The following is a 22,482-nucleotide window of genomic DNA, read 5'->3' on the forward strand; positions in this document are numbered from 1 at the left end:
CGGATGTTGCATCAATAATCGACCCAATTAATGCATGAATATCTAATATAATCAATGAATTAAAAAATATGCCCGCTCCGCAATATTAGCAATGCTCCGCAATTCACCGCGTCGGCGTCACCTTCGCCCCCCTGCGCTTGCGTACATAGTGCTCCGTCATCGTCACCGACGCATGCCCTAATTGTGCTTGTGCTTGGCGGATGTCCCCCGCCAAATCTGCCTTATCGGTCGCCGCTTTGGCGCGTAGATCGCGGAATTGAAATACCTCCTTGGCGATCCCTGCGGCAGCGCGTACTTTCCTAAACCTGTAAGCTAATTTTTTCCAATTCAACCCCAAGCCTTTTTCATCCACAATCAAACGTGTACTACGCAGCTTCATCCCCCGCTTGCGATCAAAAATACGCTTTATTAAAACTGCCAATTCACCCGTAATCGCAATCGCCAATTTCACTCCCGTTTTAGCTTGGCAAATCTCCAAAGCGCCATTAACAATATGGCGCTCATCCATAGACACAACATCACTCACACGCTGCCCCGTCAGATAGGCGAGGTCCATCGCATCCCTGAGCGTTTGGTCCGCTGCCTGGTACACAGCGCGGTACGTCGTATCGTCTACATATACATCGCGACCTGTCGCCTTATTACGCCGGATGCCCCCACAAGGGTTAGGAAGATCAGTAATTCCCTTACTCCGCGCCCAATTCCAAAGATGCGAAAACACGGACACCTCACGATTGGCGATCACCTTAGAGGTGCGCCAATCCAGATACTGACGGATATTCACTGGTTTAATAGCCTCAAACGGCGCGGGTGGGTCATCAAAAAACTTCAGGAGTGGAGCCAAACAACGATGCTCCACGCGCTGGGTGTTATACGCCTTTGTCGGGGTCACCTCAGCGCGGTAACGCTCGGCCACATGGCGGAACGTCACCGCAATGGCAGGAGTGATCTGCGCATGCTCCAGCTCAGCCCACCGCTTGATGGCTAACCCGTAGTCGCGTCCCAGTGGCGTCTCTTTGCGTGGCTTGCCGCCATGATCGTAGTAGTAATACACCACGCCGGACTTCTGAGGGCGCACGCGAAACCTCGGAATCGCACCTGCTTTGATTGGCTTACGTCCCATCAAGCGACCTTATTAGACTTCCAAACAGGCGCAACGATGGGAGTCGTCGGTATCTCTTCAATCGAAGCACGCAGCACGACCGGCCAGTCATACGCATCCAGATAATGCCGAATGCCGTTCTTCCTAAGAAAAGCGGCTTGGCGAGCGCGTTGCGGGGTACCGCATAACTCGGCCACCTCACTTCTGGAAAGACATAAACCAGCGGCTGGGGGCATGTCTCGTATCCATAGTGACCTGCTTGGCGACGCAGAACGTGTCTCCTTCTTCGTCCATCTGAAGAAGCAGGGCATCACGCCGCTACGGCGCTGCGTGTCTGGCGAGCCATATGGATACACCTGCACATGTGGGGCGATCGACGGCAACGCGTGCACGTGTCTGGAGTTACGCCGCGAAGTCCGCGCGTGGGGCGGTAAGAAATGACCGGACTTACCGTCACCACCAAGCATTTGTTCACCATCCCTCATTTCAGCCGCCGTGCTGGTTTTTGCCGCGGTGGGGCGCGCCAGTTCTTCATGGATCACGGCTTGGATTGGAGTGACTTTGTACGCAACGGCATTGCTGCCGAGGCGTTGTCTGCAACCAAGGATGCGCTGGCGAACGCACTGGTGGCGTGGGCGCAGCAGTGCGAGCAGGGGCATATTGATGGGCGGTAAGTCGAAAAAGGCCACCATCGGCTACTGGTATTTGCCGATGTTCCATCACGGGCTTGGTGTTGGCCCGTTGGATGCTTTCCTAGAATTTCGTGGTGGGGATCGTACTGCCTGGTCGGGGGAACTCACGGATACCGGCACGGTCCACGTGGATGCGCCTCACCTGTTCGGTGGCGAGAAAGATCAAGGCGGGATCGTCGGTGACATCGATGTGCTGTTCGGCAAGGCCGACCAGATGCCTCACAGTTATCTGCTTGCCACGCTCGGCCCCCAGGTGCCCGCGTGGCGCGGCATTGCCACTGTGGTGTGGAAGGGCGGCAAGTACGGGGCGATGAATCCGTATCCACGACCGGCCAGCTACAAGATTCGCAGAATCCTTAAGGGCTGGGATCATGATGCCTGCTGGTATCCAGAAAAAGCTGCGATCGGGATGCAGATGCCCCCCAGTGTGGCGGTGTATTTTGCCATCGACTTGTCCGGCTCCATGGACTATGTCGGCGGCAATGGTCGGTCGCGGCTGGACAACATGAAAACCGCGCTCAACGCGGCGCTTGATCAGCTGGGGCAGTCCATCGCCAGCGGCACCGCAGTGGACATCATGCTGGTTGGGTTCGGTGATGCCCCTGATCATCGCCAGACACTTCTACGGCGCAACTGCACTGCACAGGGCATTGCGGAGCTGAAATCATGGGTGGCCACACGCCAGGCGTTGTATGGCACGTACTTTCCCGCCGGTACGATGGACATGCCCAGCTTTTACGCCGCAGCGTCATCCAATGCAGTCCGCGTGGCATTTTTCATGACCGATGGCGAGCCGGACCCGCCTTCAGCCACCCTTGCCCAGGCCGCGCGTGCGGATGTGGATCAGGTGGCACACCTGCGGTGCTACGGCATCACTATCGATCTGGCCAACACGACGTATACCGATATGGTCCACAACGTCCCTGGGACGACGTCGGCGGTGGTGCTGGGCGGTGATGCGACTACTATGGTGGGCCTGATCCGCTCAGCAATGTTCACGGGCTTGTTGGCGATGAATGTCGCGCACGTTCTCTACTATGCCAACACTAATGCTGAGATGGGCCGTGAGCCGCTGGAGGGGATTGACGCTGCCAGCTTTCGCGCAGGCGCCGATTGGTACCACAGCCAGGGATTTGGCATCTGTACCTGCTTTGATCCGGCTGCCGAATCAGCCGATGCCTTTAGCACCCGCATTCAACGGCTCGGCGGCTGTAGCGTGTCGCGCGATCGCACGGACGGTAAGCTGCACCTGGACATTGCTAACGGCCTCTATACGCTGGAGGCGCTGCCGATCCTCACCGACGATGACATTCTGGAATGGAGGGAACATCCCTCGGTGTTCGACAATGCGGTCAATAGCGTGTCGGTCAAATATTTTGACCCCGACCAGAAAACCGACATCACGACGCCGCCGGTGCAGGATCTGGCGCTGATACAGGCCTATGGTGTCATTCACCAGACGATTGACTCTCCGGAAATTCCAACCGCACCACTGGCGCTGCGCATCGCCGCACGGGAATTGCGTGCCAGCGTCACCCCACTGCGTACCTTCGAGCTGAAAACCACACGCGCTGCCTATGCACTGCGGCCTAATCAGTATGTGCGCTTGCAGTGTCCCAAACGTGGGATTGCTGACATGGTGTGCATTGTTGGCAGCACACAAAGTGGCTCGCTGAAAAGCGGTGCAATCACGTTGCTGTTGACGCAGGATATTTACCGCCTGCCTGTGTCCTTCAGTGTGGAGATGGCGGCCAGTCGAGGGACAGCGCCCGCGCCACCGCCGCTGCCGATCACCTCACAACACGTCTTTGAAGCGCCCTACATTGAGTTGGTGCGCTCGCTGCCCAGTCGCGATCTGAGTGCCTTGTCGGCGGACGCCAGTTATCTGCTCGCCGTCGCACACGATCCTGCCACCAGCCGCAATTACACGCTGCAAGTTGATGCTGGTACCGGTGAGTATCGGGTGGCTGGTGATGGCCAATGGTGCCCCTGTGCACGCATCGTTGCCGGTGATGTCACCCGCATTGCGACTGAATTTAGCCTCACCGATCCGTATCGGCTGGACCAGGTTGCCATTGGCAGTGCGGCACTGTGGGGGAGCGAAATCGTGCGCGTGGATCGCATGACGCCTGTCGGTCGCCAGCTGCGTATCACCCTGGGGCGCGGCTGTGGCGATACGGTTGCTGCAATCCATGCAGCCGACGAGCGCATCTGGTTCTACGAAGACAACGCCGCTGCTGATCTGACCGAGTATGTCAACGGCGAAACGGTCAACGTGGCATTACTGACCAATACCGGCAGTGCGCAGCTGTCGCTAGCCGATGCTGCCGCGCTCCCTCTGACATTTGTAGGACGCGCCGCGCGGCCTTATCCCCCTGGGAACGTGACCATCGCCGCGGCGGATTGGCCTGAGGCAGTGTCTGGGGAGTTTGTGGTGATGTGGGCACACCGTGCGCGCCTCACCCAAGCCGACCAATTGGTTGACGACCGCATGGGCAGTGTCACCTTGCCACGCAACCAACGCTACGGGCTGCGCTTCACAGACAGTCGCGGGGTGCTGCTGATCGAGCACACCAGGATCGGTGCCGACAGCGCCACCGTCTCACTCAACACCACCGGCCAGGTGACGATGGAGCTATGGAGCATCGACAACGGCGGCACGAGCCTGCACACGCATCGCCATGCCTTTGTGTACACACCGACGGATCCGCCGCCGCAGGACAGTACGATCAGTGCTGCCGAGGCCATGCCGGTGTTTGAGGGCGTCATTGTGGATGGAGGTAACCTGGATGGCTGACACCCTGCAGTATCGCTTTGTGGTGCGTCGTGGGCGGGCGGCGACATGGAGGCTGCGTAATGAGCGTCTGCTCGGCGGTGAATTTGGTTTAGAAACCGACACGGGACAATTGAAGATCGGTGATGGCCTCACTGCCTGGAACGATCTGCCTTACATGAAGGCGGGCACGCCGTTGGGGGCGGCTAATGCCGGTCACGGCGTGATGATTGATGTGAGCAACCCAGAGGTGCCGGTGTTCAGTGTCCCTGTGTACGAGGGCGGGGCAGGGATCGATATCAGCAACGGTGTGATTACCAACACACGCGCGGGCATTGTGCTGGCCGGTGTGGTGGCCGATTACGCACATCTACCTCATCGGCTCACCGCAGGTGCGGCCTATTTGGTCAGCGATGACGGGCTGATTTATGTGTACGACGGTAGCGCCTGGCCCGCTGAGGGGGACGGGATCGACCTCCGAGGCGGTGGGGGTGGCAACGATGATTACTTTTTTGGAGGGGGACTCTAACGCATGGCCAAATCCAGTAAACAATCCTTCGTGCAAAGCGTCGGTAACTTTGCAGCGCAGATCAGTCACGCGACCGGTGCAGGAGGCAAGGTCACGCTGTTTACCGTCGGCAGTGAACGCGGCGATGATGAGGAATTGCGCGCCTTGCAAATCAGTAACACCGACACTGCCGCTATCGTGGTGAATTTCTATGTGCAGATCGCCGGTACCGACGTAGACGTTCTAGTGGGCAGCGTCAGTGCCGCCGCGGGCACCACGACCGATTGCCGCAACACGGTGGCGTTAGCCGGATTATTCCAGCATGACGTCAACGGCAACCGTGTGCATTACATGCAGAAAAACCATACCTGGAAAGTCGCCGCAGTGACTGCACCGGCGGTGGGGAACACGTTGGATATCTTCGGTGTGACGGGGAAGTTCTGATGATCCGGCCCCCTGTGTTTCTTCGAGCATTGACAGCACCTCACCTCACTGAGGCGGTGCCTGGAGTGTGTTGCGGTGTTGGGTGACTTTAATACACGCGTGCGACGGGTGAAGCGGATCCCTGCGGTGCTCACCCAGTGGGCTGGCTTCGTTCCTGCGGTGTCCACGCAGGTCACGCAAACCGCGCCTGCCGTCCTTGCTGATGGTGATGTGTTGCTGGCCTTTGTGATGCATCGCTCTGGGCTGACGGTCATTCCGTCCGGCTTCACGCTGGTGGCTGTGGCGTCTGGTCCAGCAGGCTATGCGGGGCGGGACTACGATCAGTACTTATCGATCTACCAGAAACGCGCATCAAAAAGTGATGCCGGTTGCGTCGATACCTGGGGTCAGCGCGACAACGCCCGCCTCATTGTTGGCTATCACCGCTATACAGGGTCACACCCATTACGGATCACCGGCGCGCTGCCATCGTGGACCCATGAGGGCAGTCACCAAGTGCGGGTGCCGTCTCTTGGTGCGCTCACCGCCATGAGTGATGTGGTGCTCGCCGCGGCCACGCTGAACATCACTACCTCGTCAACCGTGACTGCCCAGGTGTCGGCTGGTTGGGAGATTCAATCGCTGGTCACAACGGGGAACTTGCGCTTGCTCGTTGCCGCGGCCGTCCCCGTCAGTCCAGACACGGCACCGCCGGTGCTGGATCTATGGCCTGGTGAGCGGATGTCTGGAAATTTCAACGCCAGCATTGCGTTGGGGGTGGCGTCACGGTGATCACGCTCTTAACCCACATCAGCTAGGGTGTTTTTATGAGGGCAAGCCGCTGCGTCGTATCGTTTTTTGCTGAATTGCGTAGCGCCGCGCCGTGTACGAAATCGGTTTTATCTTCAATACTCAATGGATTTTGGCCTGAAAGAAACGCGGTTGCCCGTCGTTTCGTACTAATATCTAGCCCTATGATCGTTGTGCGATCTGCTGCGTACAGGCTGCACGAACGCGACGCGCTGCGGTTGCTCGGCGACTTAGATTGTGGTTTTCAATAAAACGCGTGTGTGTCGTCAGCAAGTAGGCCAGTTCCGCAGTCAAGTCGAATTTGTTGTATGGGCCTGCTGCGGCTTGATGAAGGGCAAAACGCATCCCTTGCAAAGCAAGGGGTGCAGTTAGCAAAGAACCTGAAAAAACTTCAATACCACGATGTATTGGAGGCCTGGGTCGGAATCGAACCGGCGTACACGGATTTGCAATCCGCTGCATGACCATTCTGCCACCAGGCCTGAGAACGTGGTTGTATCGGAAATATGTTTCTTACGAGTACGGTGATTCACCTGTATCTGGAGCGGGACACGAGGATCCAACTGGGGGACTTCAACCTTTGCAAGGTCGGGCGACATTAGCAGGACCAGCAACATAGATGCAATATCAATTACTTTAGTTCTACGAGAATGCAGGGTTTTAATGGCTGTGCGCGCCAGTCTCTGCGGACTCTATTTTAGAGGGGGAAGGGACTTCCTGGTGTTTTGGGAAGCCCTTACCTTAACTAATGGGGGTGATGGGCATGCCACCACCATCGCGAATTACTTTTTGCAAAAGGCCTCACAAGAGGGGCCGTGCTCACGCCTCTGCAAGTGCTCAAGCTTGTTTATCTTGCTCATGGGTGGTGCCTTGGTGTTCACACGCAGCCGTTAATTGATGAGCTTGTGGAGGCGTGGCGTGCGGGTCCACTCATTCGCTCGCTGTACAACGTGATTAAACATGACCGTAGCAGTGGCATTACCGAGTGGCTGCCTGTGCGTTGGTTTTCGTGTGGCCGTGCCTCGAAGATCGACGTAACCGCAGCAGCCATCTTCGCTAGCGTCTGAATTGCTTACAGGCGTTGCGGTGCTGCCGAGCACATGCCATCAAGGATGATTTCGGCTTGCGTCCTGCCTGACGTAATGTCAGCTACTGTAGGGAGTCTCTCCAGCCACAGCCTGGTGGGTGCAATGCTTCGTCAACCTCGGTGACACATAGCTATTTGCCATGGTAGGTGTAGTGATGCGATTGGAATCAGGCGACGCGGTTGCGACGCATGCGTTCCAGGTGTACCAGTAATAACGAGATTGCTGCAGGCGTCATCCCCGGGATGCGTTGCGCTTGACCCACTGTCTGTGGCTGTATGTGTTGCAGCTTTTGTAAGACTTCTGTAGGGAGTCTCTCCAGCCACAGCCTGGTGGGTGCAATGCTTCGTCAACCTCGGTGACGCATAGCTATTTGCCATGGTAGGTGTAGTGATGCGATTGGAATCAGGCGACGCGGTTGCGACGCATGCGTTCCAGGTGTACCAGTAATAACGAGATTGCTGCAGGCGTCATCCCCGGGATGCGTTGCGCTTGACCCACTGTCTGTGGCTGTATGTGTTGCAGCTTTTGTAAGACTTCTGTGGAGAGTCCTCGCACTGCGGCATAGTCGAATTCAAGTGGGATTGCAGTTGCTTCGTGGCGCTGCTGGCGGGTAATTTCTTCGGACTGGCGGTTTAAATAACCAGCGTATTTAACGCTGATCTCGACTTGCTCAGCGACTTGGGCATCATCGACGCCAGGACCCAGGGAGGGGACGCGCATCAGTGCAGCGTAATCCAGTTCCGGCCGCTTCATAAGGTCAATGATGTTGGTTTCACGGCTGAGCGTCACTCCCAGGGTTTCTTTGACTTCACGACCTAGGGCGTTGCCTGGTGTGGCCCACAGCGCGGACAGGCGTCCACATTCACGGGCGACTGCTTCCTGTTTCGCGTTGAAGTGTGCCCATCGTGCATCGTCGACGAGGCCTAGGTCACGGCCGATTGCGGTGAGGCGTGCGTCGGCGTTGTCTTCGCGCAGTTGTAATCGGTACTCTGCTCGGCTGGTGAACATGCGGTACGGTTCGTTGGTGCCATGGGTGATCAAATCGTCAACAAGAACACCCAGGTAGGCTTGGTCGCGGCGTGGTGTCCAGGAGGATAGCCCACGCACATGGCGTGCGGCATTGAGTCCAGCCAGCAGGCCTTGGGCGGCTGCTTCTTCGTAGCCGGTGGTGCCGTTGATCTGTCCAGCGAAAAACAGTCCAGCGATTGCTTTGGTTTCCAGTGATGCTTTGAGTCCGCGTGGGTCGAAGAAGTCGTATTCGATGGCATAGCCGGGGCGGGTGATGTGTGCTTGTTCGAACCCACGGATGCTGCGTACCAGCTCTAACTGTACGTCGAAGGGCAATGAGGTTGAGATGCCGTTCGGGTAGATGTCGATGACGTTCAACCCTTCAGGTTCAACGAAAATTTGGTGGCTATTTTTCTCGGCGAAGCGCACCACCTTGTCTTCAATTGATGGGCAATAGCGTGGGCCGGTGCCCTCAATTTGCCCGCTGTATAGCGGCGAGCGGTGTAGGGCGGCCCGGATGATCTCATGCGTGCGTTCGGTGGTTTGAGTAATCCAGCAGCTGACTTGAGGGGGATGGGAAGCTGAGTTTCCTATGAAGGACATGGTAGGGCGTGGGGCGTCACCTGGTTGTTCTTGCATCGCTGTGTAGTTCAGCGTCCGGCCATCAATCCGTGGTGGGGTCCCTGTTTTGAGCCGTGCAACTGTCAATAGACGTTCCCGCAGGCGGGCGGCTAGCATGGTTGCTGGCGGGTCGCCCATGCGCCCCGCGGCGTATTGGGTTGGTCCGATATGGATTTTTCCGGCAAGGAATGTGCCGGCGGTAAGGACGACGGCAGGCGCTTTGAAATGCAACCCGGTGTGTGTAATCGCACCGCATACAGTGTCCCCTTCAAACAGCAGGTCGTCCACTTCTGCTTGGAATATGTTGAGGCGTGCCTGGCCTTCAATCATCTGCCGGATTGCGGCACGGTATAAGGAGCGGTCTGCTTGGCAGCGCGTCGCGCGTACGGCCGGACCTTTGGATGCGTTGAGAGTGCGCCATTGGATGCCAGCGGCGTCTGCGGCGTGTGCCATTGCTCCGCCGAGTGCGTCGATTTCTTTAACCAGGTGGCCCTTGCCGATGCCACCAATGGCTGGGTTACAGCTCATTGCACCGATGGTTTCAATATTGTGGGTCAGCAATAGGGTGTGTGCTCCGGTCCGTGCGGCAGCCAGAGCGGCTTCGCTACCGGCATGGCCAGCACCGATGACGATAACGTCGTAGCGATAGAAGGAATCAGTCATGTGTGCAATGGCGGTAGTGGAGAAGGATGGGCGGGATGACTCGAAGTGGCTGCTTGGAGTAGGGAGGCAGCTTGGATGGAATTTTATGTGTTTTGTGTGACTTTCAGAAATGCCTTGTTTAGAGTTGGCACATTTTATGCTTTCTATATTGTTGCACCTGCCGCAGCATTTGCGGCTACAGGCGCAAAGGTCGGGATTGGAATAGGGGCTGGCCACGCGTGCGGTGGGGAAGCAAGGGGCTGGCAGGTCAGAGGGCTGCCAGCCTTTGATGTTTCATGGTGTCCACACAATGTGGGCATATCTTCATTAATTCTAGTTTTGATCAGAGCAACATCAAGTCTTGATCAGCAATATTCAGAAGAAGGCTTTTGTTGTATGAGGTGCCGACTCCCGACAGGGGTCGGAATAGGGGGGATCCAAGTTTCCCTGCCGGGTGCCGACATTAAACGCTCAGTAACACCAAGTCAGAAACAGATGCTGGAGTTCACAACGCGTTCACGATGTAGGTAATGCTCCCTGAGATGCAAGTGCTGATTGCGCTAAATGCGTTGTTTGTCACGTAATCTCATTTCGATATGGTTGGGCTGCTCCTGCTTTATGGGTTGTTTTGGTGGCAGTGGTCGGCTTGGGTCATGATGGGGTCTTTGCTGGTAGGGGAGATGAATGTGGGTGCGATAGAAGTCTCGGGGATAGATGGGTGGTATCGGATAATTGAATAAATCATGTATCCCATAGCCGTGGGGGTAGTAATAGTTTGGTGGGTAGTGGTACTCCACCGTTGGTGTGCCGTGGTAGTAGCCATTGCTATAAGTGTACGTTGCGCAGCCACTGATCGCAGACATGATTAGGATGGGCAGGAACAGACGGGCTTTCATCGGGGTGTTCTTGTTTCGATAGTGACGTAGTGGGGCATTAAATTCATGGGGCAGTGCGGTGATATGTGTGTGTCCAGGTGCTGTTTCTAAGTAGATATGACGGTGTTGGGTGATGTGTTTGTACTTGGTGTTGGTGTTTTGGTGTTCGAGTTTTATTACCACAGTGGTGAAAATGTCTGGTGGAGCGATGTTTGTCCAAGGGTATTTCTGCACATCAAAGGGTGCATGGCCGTTCAGTCTGAATAGCATTGGATCTTAAAAATAGATGGAATTGCATTGATATCTCGTTATTCTTCATTGTCGGTTATGGTTGTCGTGGCGGTGGTGCTTAACGGCGGCGACGTGAATCCCGTTGGCGCGAGTGATTATGTTCTATTCATCTTTTGCCTTGTCGGTCAAATCATGTATAGGGAGCTTGACGGGGATGCTGCTCCTGCACGCATATGTTTTTGGTTGCGGACTGGGCGGTGAGTTCAGAGCACTGTGGTGTGATGTTGCTTGGTTGTGTCATGCAGCCATTTCTGCACGTTTTTTTGGATGTGGGTGTAGTGCCGGTTTCTTCATCTGCGGCGTGAGCGTTTTGGTGGTGTCTTGAGTCGTTGTATTACAGGCTATCGCTGGTGGCAATGGATCTGCGTTTTGGTGGTGCTCGTGTTCTTCTGGTTAGTGGCAGTCGCTGGTTGGATTGTCTGGATTGGGCAACGTGACCAAGCGGCATCATCTGATGTGATTATTGTGCTTGGTGCTGCTGCCTATGACGCCAAGCCATCACCTGTGTTTGAGGAAAGGATCCGTCATGGTTTGTATCTGTATCAGCACGGTTATGCGCCTACGTTGATCTTTACAGGTGGCTTTGGTGGGAGCAGTGCGCGCTTTGCTGAATCGCAAGTAGCGCGCCGTTATGCGTTGCGTTACGACGTGCCATCCAGGGCGATTCTTATCGAGACTGTTTCGCGGACCACCCGTCAGAACCTGATCCAGGCGCGTCAGCTCATGCGTGTTTATGGGTTGCGACGCGCTATTGTGGTGAGTGATCCGTTACATATGGCACGTGCGTTACGACTGTGTCGGGAGCTGGATATTGATGCGTTGGCTTCGGCGACGCCGAGCACGCGTTTCCGCAGTTTGCACACCCGTTGGCGCTTTTTGCTGCAAGAGGTGTACTTTTTTCATCGTGATTTGGTGATACAGGCGAATTGAGTAGGTGGAGTTCTATTTGAATACGTCATACGCCATTATTCCCTCAATGCTTTCTCAGACTTCTGAAATCACAGTACAGCTTTAAGCTGTAGGAATCATGACTTGCTTTTTTTCAGTGGATTTTTTTAGGGGCTATGCTGAGATTTTTTGAGAGCACATTGTCCGATATTCATGATTTTTATGGTGCGTTGTGTGTCTTACGTCGTTATGTGATCTAAGTTAAGGATGAGGTGATGAGGGAAAGTGCCGATGAGATCGCAGTTTAGTGTGTTTTTTTCAGTATGCGTGGGCTGCGGGTGCTGTGGTTCACAACAGGAAGATGCCAATGACAAATAGGGTGAACAGGCTCCATTTGATCGTTTGGTACAGGGTGTTGCTATATTGTTTCAGTGCTTTTGCTTTCAGGCGTAATGCGTAGAAGTGATGGAACATGCGGTTGATGCCGCCGGTTTGGTCACCTGCTTGATTAGGTGAGGTGCCGGCAGCGAGTAGATGTTTGGCAACGAAGCGATTCAATGCTTGTGCCCAACGCCAGCGCATTGGGCGTTCGATATCGCAGAATAGGATGATGCGATTGTGCTCTGTGTCGTTACGTGCGTAGTGGATGTAGGTCTCGTCGAACATGACCCATTCGCCGTCGTGCCAGCTGTAGCGCTGACCGTCGACGTCGATAAAGCAGCTTGTGTGGTTTGGGGTTGCCAACCCTAAGTGCAGACGCATTGAACCTGCGAATGGGTCGCGGTGTGGACGCAAGTCACCACCTGGCGGCAGTTCGGCGAACATGGCGGCTTTGATTGCAGGGATGTTTTTCAGCAGTGCTGTGGTTTTTGGACACAGCGCGATAGCAGATGGATGTGTGGTGCCGTACCACTTTAGGTAGAAGCGTTTCCAGCCACGTCGGAAGAACGAGTTGAATCCTGCGTCGGTATGGCCTTCGGCCGCTCGTATCTTCTGTATGCGTTGTAATGCGAGTGCTTCATCGCGGATCGTAGTCCATTGAGTGCGTAAGGGCATCAGCTCGGGGAAGAACGTGGCGGGGTCGATGAACGGTGTGGTGGGTATGCGTGAGCATAGGTACATCAGTGCATTAATAGGTGCCATGAAGGTGGAGTGGTCAAATAGCTGTCGTCTTAAACGATGGCGAACACGGCCTCTGAAGTGGGTGTAAAGGACTGATACGACAAACAGGATTATCAAAGACCATTTGATCATGTAGAGAGCACGTATCGCAGTATTGATGAGAAGGGTGATCGTAGCGTAAGGAGCGGGTTTTGTGGTTGTGCTATTTAGCTGGAATTGCGGCGGCGAATTGGAATGGAGTTGATTGGGATGCTGGCAATTTCATGGTTGTTTTCTCTGGTCATTGGTTCCGATGTTGGTGCCCAAGCGCAGGCGTAGATGACTTCCCAGGAGCTTGGGAGTTTGTTATCAGCGTTGCGCAATGTTTCATAGGCGGCAGCGGTGGCTGCGAAGCGTCCACGCCCTGTCAGGGTAGTACGGCGCTCTTGCAATGCGTTGGTTGCACCGATCGCACGTAACGAGCGCATCAGGGCTGATAGGTCGTCGTAGGTCAGGGTGAATAGGTCGCGGTCTAGTACCGGGTTTTGGAAATGAGCCAATACGAGTGCGTCGCCACACTGAGGCATTGATGGAAAAGGACTGATGTGCGGCACTGCATCAGCCTGAGCAAATGCTTGGCGCAATTCGATGAGGGTATCTGGGCCGAAGAGGGAGCACAGCAGTAGGCCGCCGGGCCGTAGTGCTTGGCGGAAGCCGGCGAATACTGTTGGTAGATCTTCGATCCACTGTAGGCATAGGTTGCTGAAGATGACATCGACACTCGCGTCTGCCACTGGCAGGGTGCGTGCATCGCCATAGATCAGGGCTAATGGGTTCCACCAGTGACTGCGTTTCCGTGCTTCTTGCAACATCGGCATTGCTTGATCGAGTGCGATCACTTGTGCTTTAGGCCAGCGTTTTTTCATTGCGATACTGGCACGTCCGGTGCCGGCTCCTACATCAAGTATTACGCGCGGTATGCGGTCGCCGAGATAGTCCAGAGATTCGAGTAGACGTTGTTCAACTTCGTGTTGGAGTACGGCGTTGGTGTCGTAGCTGTGGGCCGCGCGGGAAAAGGCGCGGCGAATATGATAAGTATCAAAGAGACCATTCATCAGTTAATCGTTGTCGGTTGCATAGCCAGTTGTGATGATATTCGGTGGATGGGTAGATGGCATTGCATCTACTGATCTGATGCCAGGCACGTGTTCAGGCTCTTTGGAGCCGTTATCCCGTTCCAGTCTCTAGGGATGAATGGGGCGGCGGGCTGCTGTTGAGTCGCACATGTTTGTAGTGTGTCCACAAGCAGGTGTGTCGTAGATATGTATCTTGCTGGAGTGTTGTTGTTCGGAGGATTTTGCCTGTTTCTTTGCAGGGATGCAGTGTTTCTTGGGTTCGGGTTTTAGTCTTCGAATGCGTTCGGGTGGGTATCTATGTAGATATCTCAGCTTTTGTCCAGGTTGTTTTTGTTTGCCGGCCTTGATGTCGTTACATTTTGATTGTGTTTTGGTGCTATCAGGGATCTACACGTGCTGCAATTTCAGAACTTCAAGAACTAGCGTTGCGTCTGCTCCAATATGCGGCAAGCTTCATGTCATGTGCATTGCCTTTGTGTGCGAGTAAGTCAGGGGTGCTGAGTCAAAAGGGACGCAAGCAGGGCGTAATAAATGTGCTAGGCAAGACAGGTGAAATCAATGACTAAGGGTTTTTGAGGTTTTTTTTATTTGTAGCGCGTTTTTTCTGTGGATGCTTTGTGTAAACCATTGCACGTGATGTTAACTGCTAGATAAAGCTTAGGACATCAGGTGTATGTGAGGATCGCTTCGAGCAGCTTTCTGTTAAACCGTTGATTTTAGAAGAGTAGGGGCAGGCCCCCTGATGCTTTAGTGTGTGTGGTTCGATCCACAATGGCCCAAGGGAGATGATGCAGTGACAGTCCGATCGGACGTGTATTTAACCGTATCGAAGATGGTTGGTTGAGTTTTTACACAGGATTAAAGTCGGCATGTTGTGTTCGCTTCGTCTCCCTGTGTGTTTAGATTACGGGCGAAAACATAAATACAGTATTAGAAGATGCGAGATATCTGGTGTAAGCAGCCAGTATCATTTTTGAGGAAATCATGATTTTGTGGTGCAAGTAATTATTTTTCCGATATTGGGCCCGGGAGATGGCGAGAGGTGTGCCGTTCAGACTCAATCGCTAACGTGAACCAATGCGTGATTTGTCGTAAATGTGTTTCCCCCCAACATCGTATGAATTGCTGAGTGTGGAAATTGTTCGGATCACTTAATGCAGCCAAGCGTTCCTCAATATAAGTCTGAGTCAGAGGGATGTTGCAGCGGTGTTCTATGCAGTGACGCCAAGCTTCGTAGGTATTGGGAATTAATGGATTCATCACAGATGATCAGCCGTGAAAATGTGGTGTTTGACAGTATTTACTCGGATTTATTGTGTTATTTTATAACATATTTCCAGCGGCGTTAACTTAACTCTGTGCCCAGTTTCTTGTCATTGATTGAATTGCAGTATCTATGTGTGATGGGTGTCCATGTGTACGCTGCGTGGAATGCGCAATCGTGACATGAATGACGTTATCTGGCCGGCTAGTCATGTCGCTATTTTGTTACGAAGGCTCTGTTTGCGCGAGGTGCTGTGGGTGGTTGCGATTGGTCCCAGGGATGATGTTAGGCGTCTAAGCAGCACTGCTTGGGTGCAGTTCGGACACCAGCGTGTCCACGTGGCTAAGTAAGGTGTCCCGGTTGCATCTGCTTGCGCAGCAGTGGTTGAGAGCGGCTTCATGCGTGATACCGATGACTATCGACGTTCGATCTGTGGCTTGTGCAGGTGAGATTTTTTCCATGATGTATGTTGCGAGTTCTCAATGATGTCCACTTCTATTCCTGATGTTGCTGTTCATGACAGCCCCGCAATCGCTGCGCCGTTGCGTTGGGTTGGCATGGATGGAATCGTAGTACCAGTACAGTTGACGACAGCCGATGGTGGCCAACATGTGATTGGACGTGCTAGAGCACAGATTGATTTACCTGCGATGGGAGTCAAAGGGATTCATATGTCGCGCTTGTATCGCCTGTTGGATACGTATGCGGTTGAGCCACTGACACCGGTGGGTATTTGCGGATTGCTCTCCGCGATGGTGAATAGTCATGCTGATTGTGCGTCTACCGCCGCGCGTGTGGATTGGTATTTCGATTGGCTGCGACGTGTGCCGGCGTTGGTGAGTAACGATTTGTCTGGTTGGCGTGGCTATCCGGTGTGGTTGCGTGCCGAATATTCTGCTGGGCACGTCCAATTCTGGTTGTGTGTGGAGGTCGCATATTCGTCGACGTGTCCTTGTTCGGCGGCATTAGCGCGGCAGATGTTGGCCGATGCATTTCTACAAGAACACGTGGAGGTGTCTGCATTGTCGCCTGAGACTGTTGCTGATTGGTTGCGCTCCAATGGTTCGTATGCCACACCACACAGTCAGCGTAGCCTGGCACGTATTGAGGTTGCACTCACTGAGCAGGCAGTTGAATTGGGGCTTCCTGCATTAGTCGACTGTGCCGAGCGCATCTTGTCCACGCCTGTACAGGCAGCGGTACGACGTGTCGATGAACAGGCGTTTGCTCGTCTCAATGGCGCTAACTTGATGTACGTGGAAGATGCTACGCGCCGTTTGCAACACGGATTAGCAATCCATTATTCCGCTTTCAGGGTACATGTCAGGCACTTGGAGAGCTTGCATCCTAATGATGCGGTTGCCAGTACCGCAGATGAGTGATCGAACTGATCTATGTTCAACTCAACAGGCATGCAGTAGCCCTTTCTGATTCTCACCACAACCGCTGTCATATGATCCGTAAAAATCCGCGGGGAGACCTGCCAGATGTTCATGAAAGTGCTTTTGTTGATCCTACTGCCATCTTATGTGGTTGTGTCATTGTTGAGGCTGGTGTTTTTATTGGCCCGTATGCAGTCATCCGTGCGGATGAGACTACGGCTGAGGGAGACATTAATCCAATTCGTATTGGTATTGGTGCCAACATCCAGGATGGGGTGGTGATTCATTCTAAGTCTGGTGCCGCGGTGACGATCGGTGCACGTACTTCAATTGCGCATCGGGCGATCGTGCATGGGCCGTGTACGATCGGTGAGCGTGTGTTCATTGGCTTCAACAGTGTGTTGTTCAACTGTGTCGTTGGTGATGGTTGCGTCGTTCGGCACAATGCTGTGGTTGATGGGTGTGATTTGCCTCCTGGCTTCTACGTCCCTTCCACCGAGCGTATTGGGCCAAGTACCGACCTTGGCACAATACCAAGAGTTACTGTGGCTGCCTCCGAGTTTTCTGAAGATGTGGCGCAAACCAATAACCGGCTTGTTGAGGGTTACCGCCGTCTGCGCAACGAGTTGTAGGCTTCATTTCTTTCCAGAAAGCACGAAGCCCCTGTCTTATGACCGGGGCTTGCTTCCTAGTGCTGTTCAAACGATCAGAATCAGCGATTCTGAAGATGTCCACTGCTTGATTGCGCTTCAAGGTATTCCTTGGATTGCTCATCAAGCTTATCGCCGATGATGCGTCGCACCACGACAAAGAGCAGTGGGATAAAGATCACTCCGAAGATGGTTGCGAATGTCATGCCCCCGATCACCCCAGTGCCAATTGAATGTCGCGCGTTAGCGCCAGCACCCGAGGAGATTGCCAGCGGCAGCACACCCAGGATGAACGCTAAGGATGTCATCAGGATTGGGCGGAAGCGTAAACGTGCTGCATCAATGGTCGCCTCACGCAGTGTCTTGCCAGTGGCGCGTTGTGCAACTGCGAACTCCACAATCAGGATTGCATTTTTTGCAGCAAGACCAATGACCGTGATCAGGCCGATTTTGAAGTACAGATCGTTCGGTAAGCCACGAAGCATGGAGAACACGATTGTACCGAGTATACCGATGGGTACGATCAGCAGTACAGCCACGGGGATTGACCAACTTTCGTAAAGTGCTGATAAGCATAGGAACACCACGACAACAGACAGCACCAGTAGTAACGTTGCTGCGTTGCCAGCGATGATCTCTTGGTAGGACATCCCGCTCCAATCAATGCCAAACCCATGCGGCAGATCGTCGTTAACGATACTTGCCAACACCTTCATTGCTTGTCCGGATGATGTACCAGGGGCTGTGTTTCCAACAATATTGATTGCCGAATAACCGTTATAACGATCGAGCGATGGTGCTGCGTATATCCAATCGGCCTTTACGACGTTACTGAGCGGAATCATCAATGGTTGGCCATTGACATCGGTAGCAGAACTGCTGGGTGTGTAGAAATTGCGTAGTGAATCAGGACTGGTGCGGTACATGTCATCGGCACGCATGTTGACGCGTTTAATACGACCTTCAGAGAAATAGTCGTTTACGTAGGTCGGAGCCAGCATTAGTTGGATTGCTTTGTAGATATCGCTGGTTGACAGACCCATCGACTCTCCTTGTACACGATCAACAGTCAATTGCAGCTGAGGAGAGTTTTCCAGCCCATTCGGACGCACACCAACCATCACATCCTGGCGTTGTGCCGCTTTGCCGAGCACCACATTACGTGCTTGAGTCAATGCTTCGTGGCCAAGGCCGTTGCGGTCTTGCAGCCACATATCGAAGCCACCAAACTGGCCAAGCCCCTGTACGGTGGGAAGGTTGACCACAAAGATTTGCGCCCCCTTGATGCCGTAGAACATACCATTCAGTTGCTGAATCAGTTGATCGGCGGTCTCCTGACGTTCCTGCCAGGGTTTTAATCGGATGAAGCCCATTCCAACGTTTTCACCTGAGCCAACGAAACTGAAGCCAGTGATTTGCATGAGCCCTTCGATGGACGGTATTTTCTCCAATACAGCGCGCATCTGAGTGAATACTTCGTTCGTACGCGTTTTTGTGGCGCCTGGTGGAAGCTGCACAATCGCTAGCGCGAAGCCTTGGTCCTCCTCAGGCAGGAAGCTTGAAGGCATCCGTGTAAATAAAAAGCCACAGAGGACGACGAGTACCGCAAAAAATGCTGTCCAGCGTGGAGTACGCTTGAGTGTGTTGCTGATGAGACGGACATAGCGGTGCGAGAGTTTCTCGTAGTACTTCTCAAAGGTACGGAAGATCCAATTTTTATTTTGTCCGTGGCTAGATTTCAGGAAACTCGCGCATAGTGCGGGCGTGAAGGTGAGCGCCAGGAATGCTGAAAAACCCATTGACATCGCAATTGTCAGTGCAAATTGTTTGTAAATCGCTCCAGCGGCCCCCGGTTGCATCGCAGAAGGGATAAATACTGCTGTCAACACGATGCTGATGGCTATCACCGCTCCGGTGATTTGTGTCATTGCTTTCTGCGTAGCGGCTTTAGGTTCTAAATGTTCTTCGGTCATGATGCGCTCGACATTTTCGATGACCACGATCGCATCATCGACTACGATGCCGATAGCTAGCACCATTGCAAATAAGGTGAGTTGGTTGATAGTGAATCCAATCGCTAACATGCCTGCAAAGGTACCGAGCAAGGCAACCGGAATCACCAAGGTCGGGATGATCGTCGCACGGAAGTTCTGCAGAAAGATCAGCATCACAAGGAAGACCAAGACAATCGCTTCGGCCAGCGTTTTCACCACTTCCTTGATCGATATCTTGATAAAAGTGGTGCTTTCATAAGGAGTGAACCAAGTGACGCCTTGCGGAAACGTGCTTTGCAGCTCGTCCATTTTGGTATGTATGCTTTCAACAACCTGTAACGCGTTGGCACCAGGCAGCAGTTGTACACCAAAGGCACCAGCGGGTTTACCGTTGTACTGAGAGTCAATGCCATAACTCTCTGCGCCTATCTTGACGCGCGCCACGTCTTTCAGCCGTACTGTGCTGCCGTCATTATTAGTACGTAGGATGATGTTTTCGAATTGCTCAGGCGTGGTGAAGCGGCCTTTTGTGGTGACCGTTGTGGTGAAGCTCTGATTGGCCGGTGCCGGATCAGCGCCGATTGAACCAGCAGCAAATTGCACATTCTGGGTACTGATTGCGTTGTACACCTGGCTTGCCGACAGGTGGTAGCCCTGCAGCTTTTCTGGATTCAGCCAGATATTCATTGCGTACTGTGCACCGAACTGATTGGTGCTGCCGACACCAGGCACTCGCGAGATTTGCTCAAGCACGTGTGTGCCGACAAAGTCGTTCAATGCGTCTTTGTCGAATGCAGGGTTATCTGAGCGTAGTGCGGCCACCATCAGGAAGCCGGCGTTAGCTTTAGCCACCACCACACCTTGCTGGGTCACCTCACTGGGAAGGCGGGGAGTGGCTAGCGATACCTTATTTTGGACCTGTACTTGGGCAATATCCGGGTTGGTGCCGCTTTCAAAAGTGAGGGTGATTGTGGCTTGCCCGTTGGAGGCTGAGCTGGAACTGAAGTACAGCAGGTGATCAATGCCGGTCAGTTGCTGTTCGATCACTTGAGTGACTGACTTTTCAAGTGTGTCTGCACTTGCACCAGGATAATGGGCAGTGATGGTCACTTGGGGTGGAGCGATGCTCGGGTAAGATTCGACGCCAAGGTTGAAGATCGAGATCACACCCGCAAGTGAGATCATGATCGCCACCACCCAGGCAAAGATTGGGTGCTCAATGAAAAATTTTGGCATGGTGGATGTGTCCGTTATTGTTCGGTCTTAGCGGTGTGAGTGGGTGTCTTGGCTGCTGCGTGTGCGCTGCTGGAAATGGGATCTGGTTTCCAGGGGATACCCTTGGCCGGAGCGCCTTCTTTGACTTTCTGGAGACCATCAACGATCACACGGTCTCCGCTGGAGAGTCCAGCAGTAATCAACCACTGGTTATCTTTCATCCCTGTCGTGGTCACGTTCTTGCGGATGACCTTGCCATCTTTGTCTATCACCAGGACGTAAGCGCTGTTCGCATCACGTTGTACCCCTGCACCGGGTAGCAGGATCGTATTGTTGCGCTGGCCGAGGTTGGCTTTGAATGTGACAAAGGCTCCGGGCAGCAGGAGATGATCAGTATTTGGAAGCACTGCACGCAGTGAGACTGTGCCGGTGCTCGGATCAACAGTTGCTCCGGAGAAATCCAATATCCCTTGGTGTGGATATTTGCTGCCATCGCTGAGGAGTACGTCGATGGTCGATGTATTGTCGCTACTCAATTGCACACTTCCCTGGTGCTGTGCTTGGCGTAGTTGCATCAACTCATCATTGCTCATTGAGAAGTTCACGTACAACGGATCAATTTGATCAACGGTTGTGAGTAGGGTGCTGCTCCCAGATCCAACTAAAGCTCCTTCAGTGACTCGCTGTTGGCCAGCAAGACCGCTGATTGGGGCAGTGACGTTGGCGTAATTGAGATTGATGCGTGCGCTCTGCATTGCGGCGCGTGCTTGTTCGACACTGGCGGCTGCCGTGCGTTCTGCTGCCTCGGCATTGTCTACATCCGAGCGCGAAATGTATTGCTCAGGGGACAAGCGGCGGGCGCGGTCAGCGACGATTTTGGCATTTTTATACGTGGCTTCTGCTGCAGCTAAACGGCCTTGTGCTTCTAACAGCGTGGCTTGAAATGGCGCAGGGTCGATTTGGAACAGCGGCTGACCTTCTTTTACTTCGGTGCCTTCGGTGTATATCCGCTTTTGTAATATTCCAGCCACGCGTGCGCGTACGTCTGCGGAGCGGTATGCGGATAGACGTCCGACTAAATCAAGTTGTATGGGAGTTGTTTGCGGCTTTGCTTCGACGATACTAACTTCTGGTGTTGGCATCTGCGGCTGTTCGGACTTACTGCATGCGGTAAGTGTTAGCAAGACGGTGTAGACCAAGCCGAGTACGCGTAACGGGACAGTCATCGGGAATGGCTCCGAGGTTGTGAGTTGATCTGACACAGAAATATGCCCTGGTTGTTGCAGACACGTTTTATTTATGTATTGCATGCTTCTGAAAAATTCTCCGTTTGTATTGTGGCGATCCCGAAGTGGAGCGCTTCCCAGGCAGTTGATCGGTAGATACTGACGTGAAAGCCTTGCATGCGATGCCAAGTCCAATGAGTATCAGGGATCAACTATACCTATCAGTTTGATTTCATATATAATTGGCTCTTCTTTTTAAAGGTGAATAGGTCGATATCTTCCTTGCGATTGGTGCACTTTGGATGCCAGATTCAACTTTAAAGTTTAAGGAGATTCCCATGCTGTGGAAGTCAGAAGTCATGATTGCGTTAAAGCGTTTTGCTGGGTTGATGAGCGGGTTGGTAACGCTATAGATGCCGATGGATTCCTGAATTTTAAAGTGTCTTGGTGTTTTATGGTTGAAGCATGCACTTTTTTATCGAATCCTGATGTTACTGATGGAGAGCGGCCCACACCTCATTCACAGATCAGTGGTGATGCTGGCATGCGTAGGCAGAGCAGTAATGTGCGAATGATATTGCATGAATCGGCGCTCTTGTTGCTTGCGTCGGTCATCTCCAACAGTGCGTAAGTTGGTGCTCGGATACTTTCGCTAGTGGTGCAAGTACATGCGTTACGGCTTTCAAAACGCGAGGTGGTCTTAGTGATCATGGCCAGATCATGCTTTTAAACCCTACCCTATCTGGTTATGCACAAGGCGATCTAATTTGCGTGTCGTTACAATCTTGATATT

The 22,482-nt window shown here is 53.5% G+C and carries 20 protein-coding genes, 1 tRNA gene and 1 pseudogene; 11 read left to right on the forward strand and 11 right to left on the reverse strand.

What is annotated here, in order from left to right; translation table 11 throughout:
* Positions 1–103 precede the first annotated feature (103 nt).
* Positions 104–1,123 carry a tyrosine-type recombinase/integrase gene (locus F7G16_RS07570; protein ID WP_011097774.1) on the reverse strand — a complete coding sequence of 340 codons (1,020 nt, stop codon included), beginning with the start codon at positions 1,121–1,123 and terminating at the stop codon, positions 104–106.
* Positions 1,123–1,338, reverse strand: a complete 216-nt coding sequence (locus F7G16_RS07575) for a DUF4224 domain-containing protein (RefSeq protein WP_012382539.1) — start codon at positions 1,336–1,338, stop codon at positions 1,123–1,125. Before F7G16_RS07575 ends, F7G16_RS07570 begins: the two co-directional genes overlap by 1 nt.
* Here F7G16_RS07575 and F7G16_RS07580 point away from each other — a divergent pair.
* The 6 genes from F7G16_RS07580 to F7G16_RS07605 all read left to right on the forward strand — a co-directional run bounded on the left by F7G16_RS07580 (position 1,337) and on the right by F7G16_RS07605 (position 6,290).
* Positions 1,337–1,543, forward strand: coding sequence for a hypothetical protein (locus F7G16_RS07580; protein ID WP_225621672.1), 207 nt, complete (start codon positions 1,337–1,339; stop codon positions 1,541–1,543). The two genes, F7G16_RS07575 and F7G16_RS07580, sit on opposite strands and share 2 nt — an antisense overlap.
* Positions 1,540–1,776, forward strand: a complete 237-nt coding sequence (locus F7G16_RS07585) for a hypothetical protein (RefSeq protein ID WP_004087265.1) — start codon at positions 1,540–1,542, stop codon at positions 1,774–1,776. The genes F7G16_RS07580 and F7G16_RS07585 overlap by 4 nt, the downstream gene beginning before the upstream one ends.
* Positions 1,766–4,591: a phage tail protein gene (locus F7G16_RS07590; protein WP_004087263.1), complete on the forward strand. Its 2,826-nt coding sequence runs from the start codon at positions 1,766–1,768 to the stop codon at positions 4,589–4,591. Before F7G16_RS07585 ends, F7G16_RS07590 begins: the two co-directional genes overlap by 11 nt.
* The gene (locus tag F7G16_RS07595) at positions 4,584–5,096 is read left to right on the forward strand and encodes a hyaluronate lyase N-terminal domain-containing protein (RefSeq protein WP_004087261.1); all 513 of its coding nucleotides are present in this window, start codon (positions 4,584–4,586) and stop codon (positions 5,094–5,096) included. The genes F7G16_RS07590 and F7G16_RS07595 overlap by 8 nt, the downstream gene beginning before the upstream one ends.
* Before the next feature lie 3 nt (positions 5,097–5,099).
* Positions 5,100–5,519 carry a hypothetical protein gene (locus F7G16_RS07600; protein ID WP_004087259.1) on the forward strand — a complete coding sequence of 140 codons (420 nt, stop codon included), beginning with the start codon at positions 5,100–5,102 and terminating at the stop codon, positions 5,517–5,519.
* A gap of 108 nt (positions 5,520–5,627) precedes the next feature.
* Positions 5,628–6,290 (forward strand): hypothetical protein, encoded by a 663-nt coding sequence (locus F7G16_RS07605; protein ID WP_228446168.1) that lies wholly within the window; start codon positions 5,628–5,630, stop codon positions 6,288–6,290.
* Positions 6,291–6,470: 180 nt separating this feature from the next.
* On the opposite strand, the gene F7G16_RS12785 is transcribed toward F7G16_RS07605, so the two are convergent.
* Positions 6,471–6,653: a hypothetical protein gene (locus tag F7G16_RS12785; RefSeq protein ID WP_014607701.1), complete on the reverse strand. Its 183-nt coding sequence runs from the start codon at positions 6,651–6,653 to the stop codon at positions 6,471–6,473.
* A gap of 63 nt (positions 6,654–6,716) precedes the next feature.
* Positions 6,717–6,790 (reverse strand) — tRNA-Cys (locus F7G16_RS07615).
* Positions 6,791–7,123: 333 nt separating this feature from the next.
* Here F7G16_RS07615 and F7G16_RS07620 point away from each other — a divergent pair.
* Complete coding sequence (locus F7G16_RS07620) at positions 7,124–7,375, forward strand: Panacea domain-containing protein (RefSeq protein ID WP_011097777.1); 252 nt, start codon at positions 7,124–7,126, stop codon at positions 7,373–7,375.
* Between the two features lie 187 nt (positions 7,376–7,562).
* Here F7G16_RS07620 and F7G16_RS12555 read toward each other — a convergent pair.
* The 3 genes and pseudogenes from F7G16_RS12555 to F7G16_RS07635 form a co-directional block, all read right to left on the reverse strand.
* Positions 7,563–7,706, reverse strand: a pseudogene (locus F7G16_RS12555) (hypothetical protein); the annotation flags it as partial.
* 92 nt (positions 7,707–7,798) lie between these two features.
* The gene (gene mnmG, locus F7G16_RS07630) at positions 7,799–9,688 is read right to left on the reverse strand and encodes a tRNA uridine-5-carboxymethylaminomethyl(34) synthesis enzyme MnmG (RefSeq protein ID WP_011097778.1); all 1,890 of its coding nucleotides are present in this window, start codon (positions 9,686–9,688) and stop codon (positions 7,799–7,801) included.
* A gap of 539 nt (positions 9,689–10,227) precedes the next feature.
* A complete protein-coding gene (locus F7G16_RS07635; protein ID WP_228446169.1) occupies positions 10,228–10,725 on the reverse strand; it encodes a hypothetical protein in 498 nt (165 codons plus the stop codon).
* Positions 10,726–11,154: 429 nt separating this feature from the next.
* On the opposite strand from F7G16_RS07635, the gene F7G16_RS07645 reads away from it, so the two are divergent.
* Positions 11,155–11,763 (forward strand): YdcF family protein, encoded by a 609-nt coding sequence (locus F7G16_RS07645; RefSeq protein ID WP_011097781.1) that lies wholly within the window; start codon positions 11,155–11,157, stop codon positions 11,761–11,763.
* A gap of 306 nt (positions 11,764–12,069) precedes the next feature.
* Here F7G16_RS07645 and lpxO read toward each other — a convergent pair whose 3' ends face one another.
* A complete protein-coding gene (gene lpxO / locus F7G16_RS07650) occupies positions 12,070–12,975 on the reverse strand; it encodes a lipid A hydroxylase LpxO (protein ID WP_011097782.1) in 906 nt (301 codons plus the stop codon).
* Between the two features lie 74 nt (positions 12,976–13,049).
* A complete protein-coding gene (gene bioC / locus F7G16_RS07655; RefSeq protein ID WP_004091225.1) occupies positions 13,050–13,937 on the reverse strand; it encodes a malonyl-ACP O-methyltransferase BioC in 888 nt (295 codons plus the stop codon).
* 1,467 nt (positions 13,938–15,404) lie between these two features.
* Here bioC and F7G16_RS07670 point away from each other — a divergent pair.
* The 3 genes from F7G16_RS07670 to F7G16_RS07680 all read left to right on the forward strand — a co-directional run bounded on the left by F7G16_RS07670 (position 15,405) and on the right by F7G16_RS07680 (position 17,236).
* Entirely contained in the window at positions 15,405–15,572 is a 168-nt protein-coding gene (locus F7G16_RS07670) for a hypothetical protein (RefSeq protein WP_155274695.1), read from the forward strand.
* Positions 15,573–15,707: 135 nt separating this feature from the next.
* Entirely contained in the window at positions 15,708–16,604 is an 897-nt protein-coding gene (gene folE2, locus F7G16_RS07675) for a GTP cyclohydrolase FolE2 (RefSeq protein WP_172632653.1), read from the forward strand.
* A gap of 71 nt (positions 16,605–16,675) precedes the next feature.
* A complete protein-coding gene (locus F7G16_RS07680; RefSeq protein ID WP_012382543.1) occupies positions 16,676–17,236 on the forward strand; it encodes a gamma carbonic anhydrase family protein in 561 nt (186 codons plus the stop codon).
* Positions 17,237–17,316: 80 nt separating this feature from the next.
* Here the strand turns inward: F7G16_RS07680 and F7G16_RS07685 are convergent, their stop codons facing one another.
* Complete coding sequence (locus F7G16_RS07685; protein WP_038232875.1) at positions 17,317–20,484, reverse strand: multidrug efflux RND transporter permease subunit; 3,168 nt, start codon at positions 20,482–20,484, stop codon at positions 17,317–17,319.
* Positions 20,485–20,498: 14 nt separating this feature from the next.
* Positions 20,499–21,689 carry an efflux RND transporter periplasmic adaptor subunit gene (locus tag F7G16_RS07690; RefSeq protein WP_038232877.1) on the reverse strand — a complete coding sequence of 397 codons (1,191 nt, stop codon included), beginning with the start codon at positions 21,687–21,689 and terminating at the stop codon, positions 20,499–20,501.
* Between the last annotated feature and the right edge of the window lie 793 nt (positions 21,690–22,482).

Source organism: Xylella fastidiosa, from assembly GCF_011801475.1.
Lineage (GTDB): Bacteria > Pseudomonadota > Gammaproteobacteria > Xanthomonadales > Xanthomonadaceae > Xylella > Xylella fastidiosa.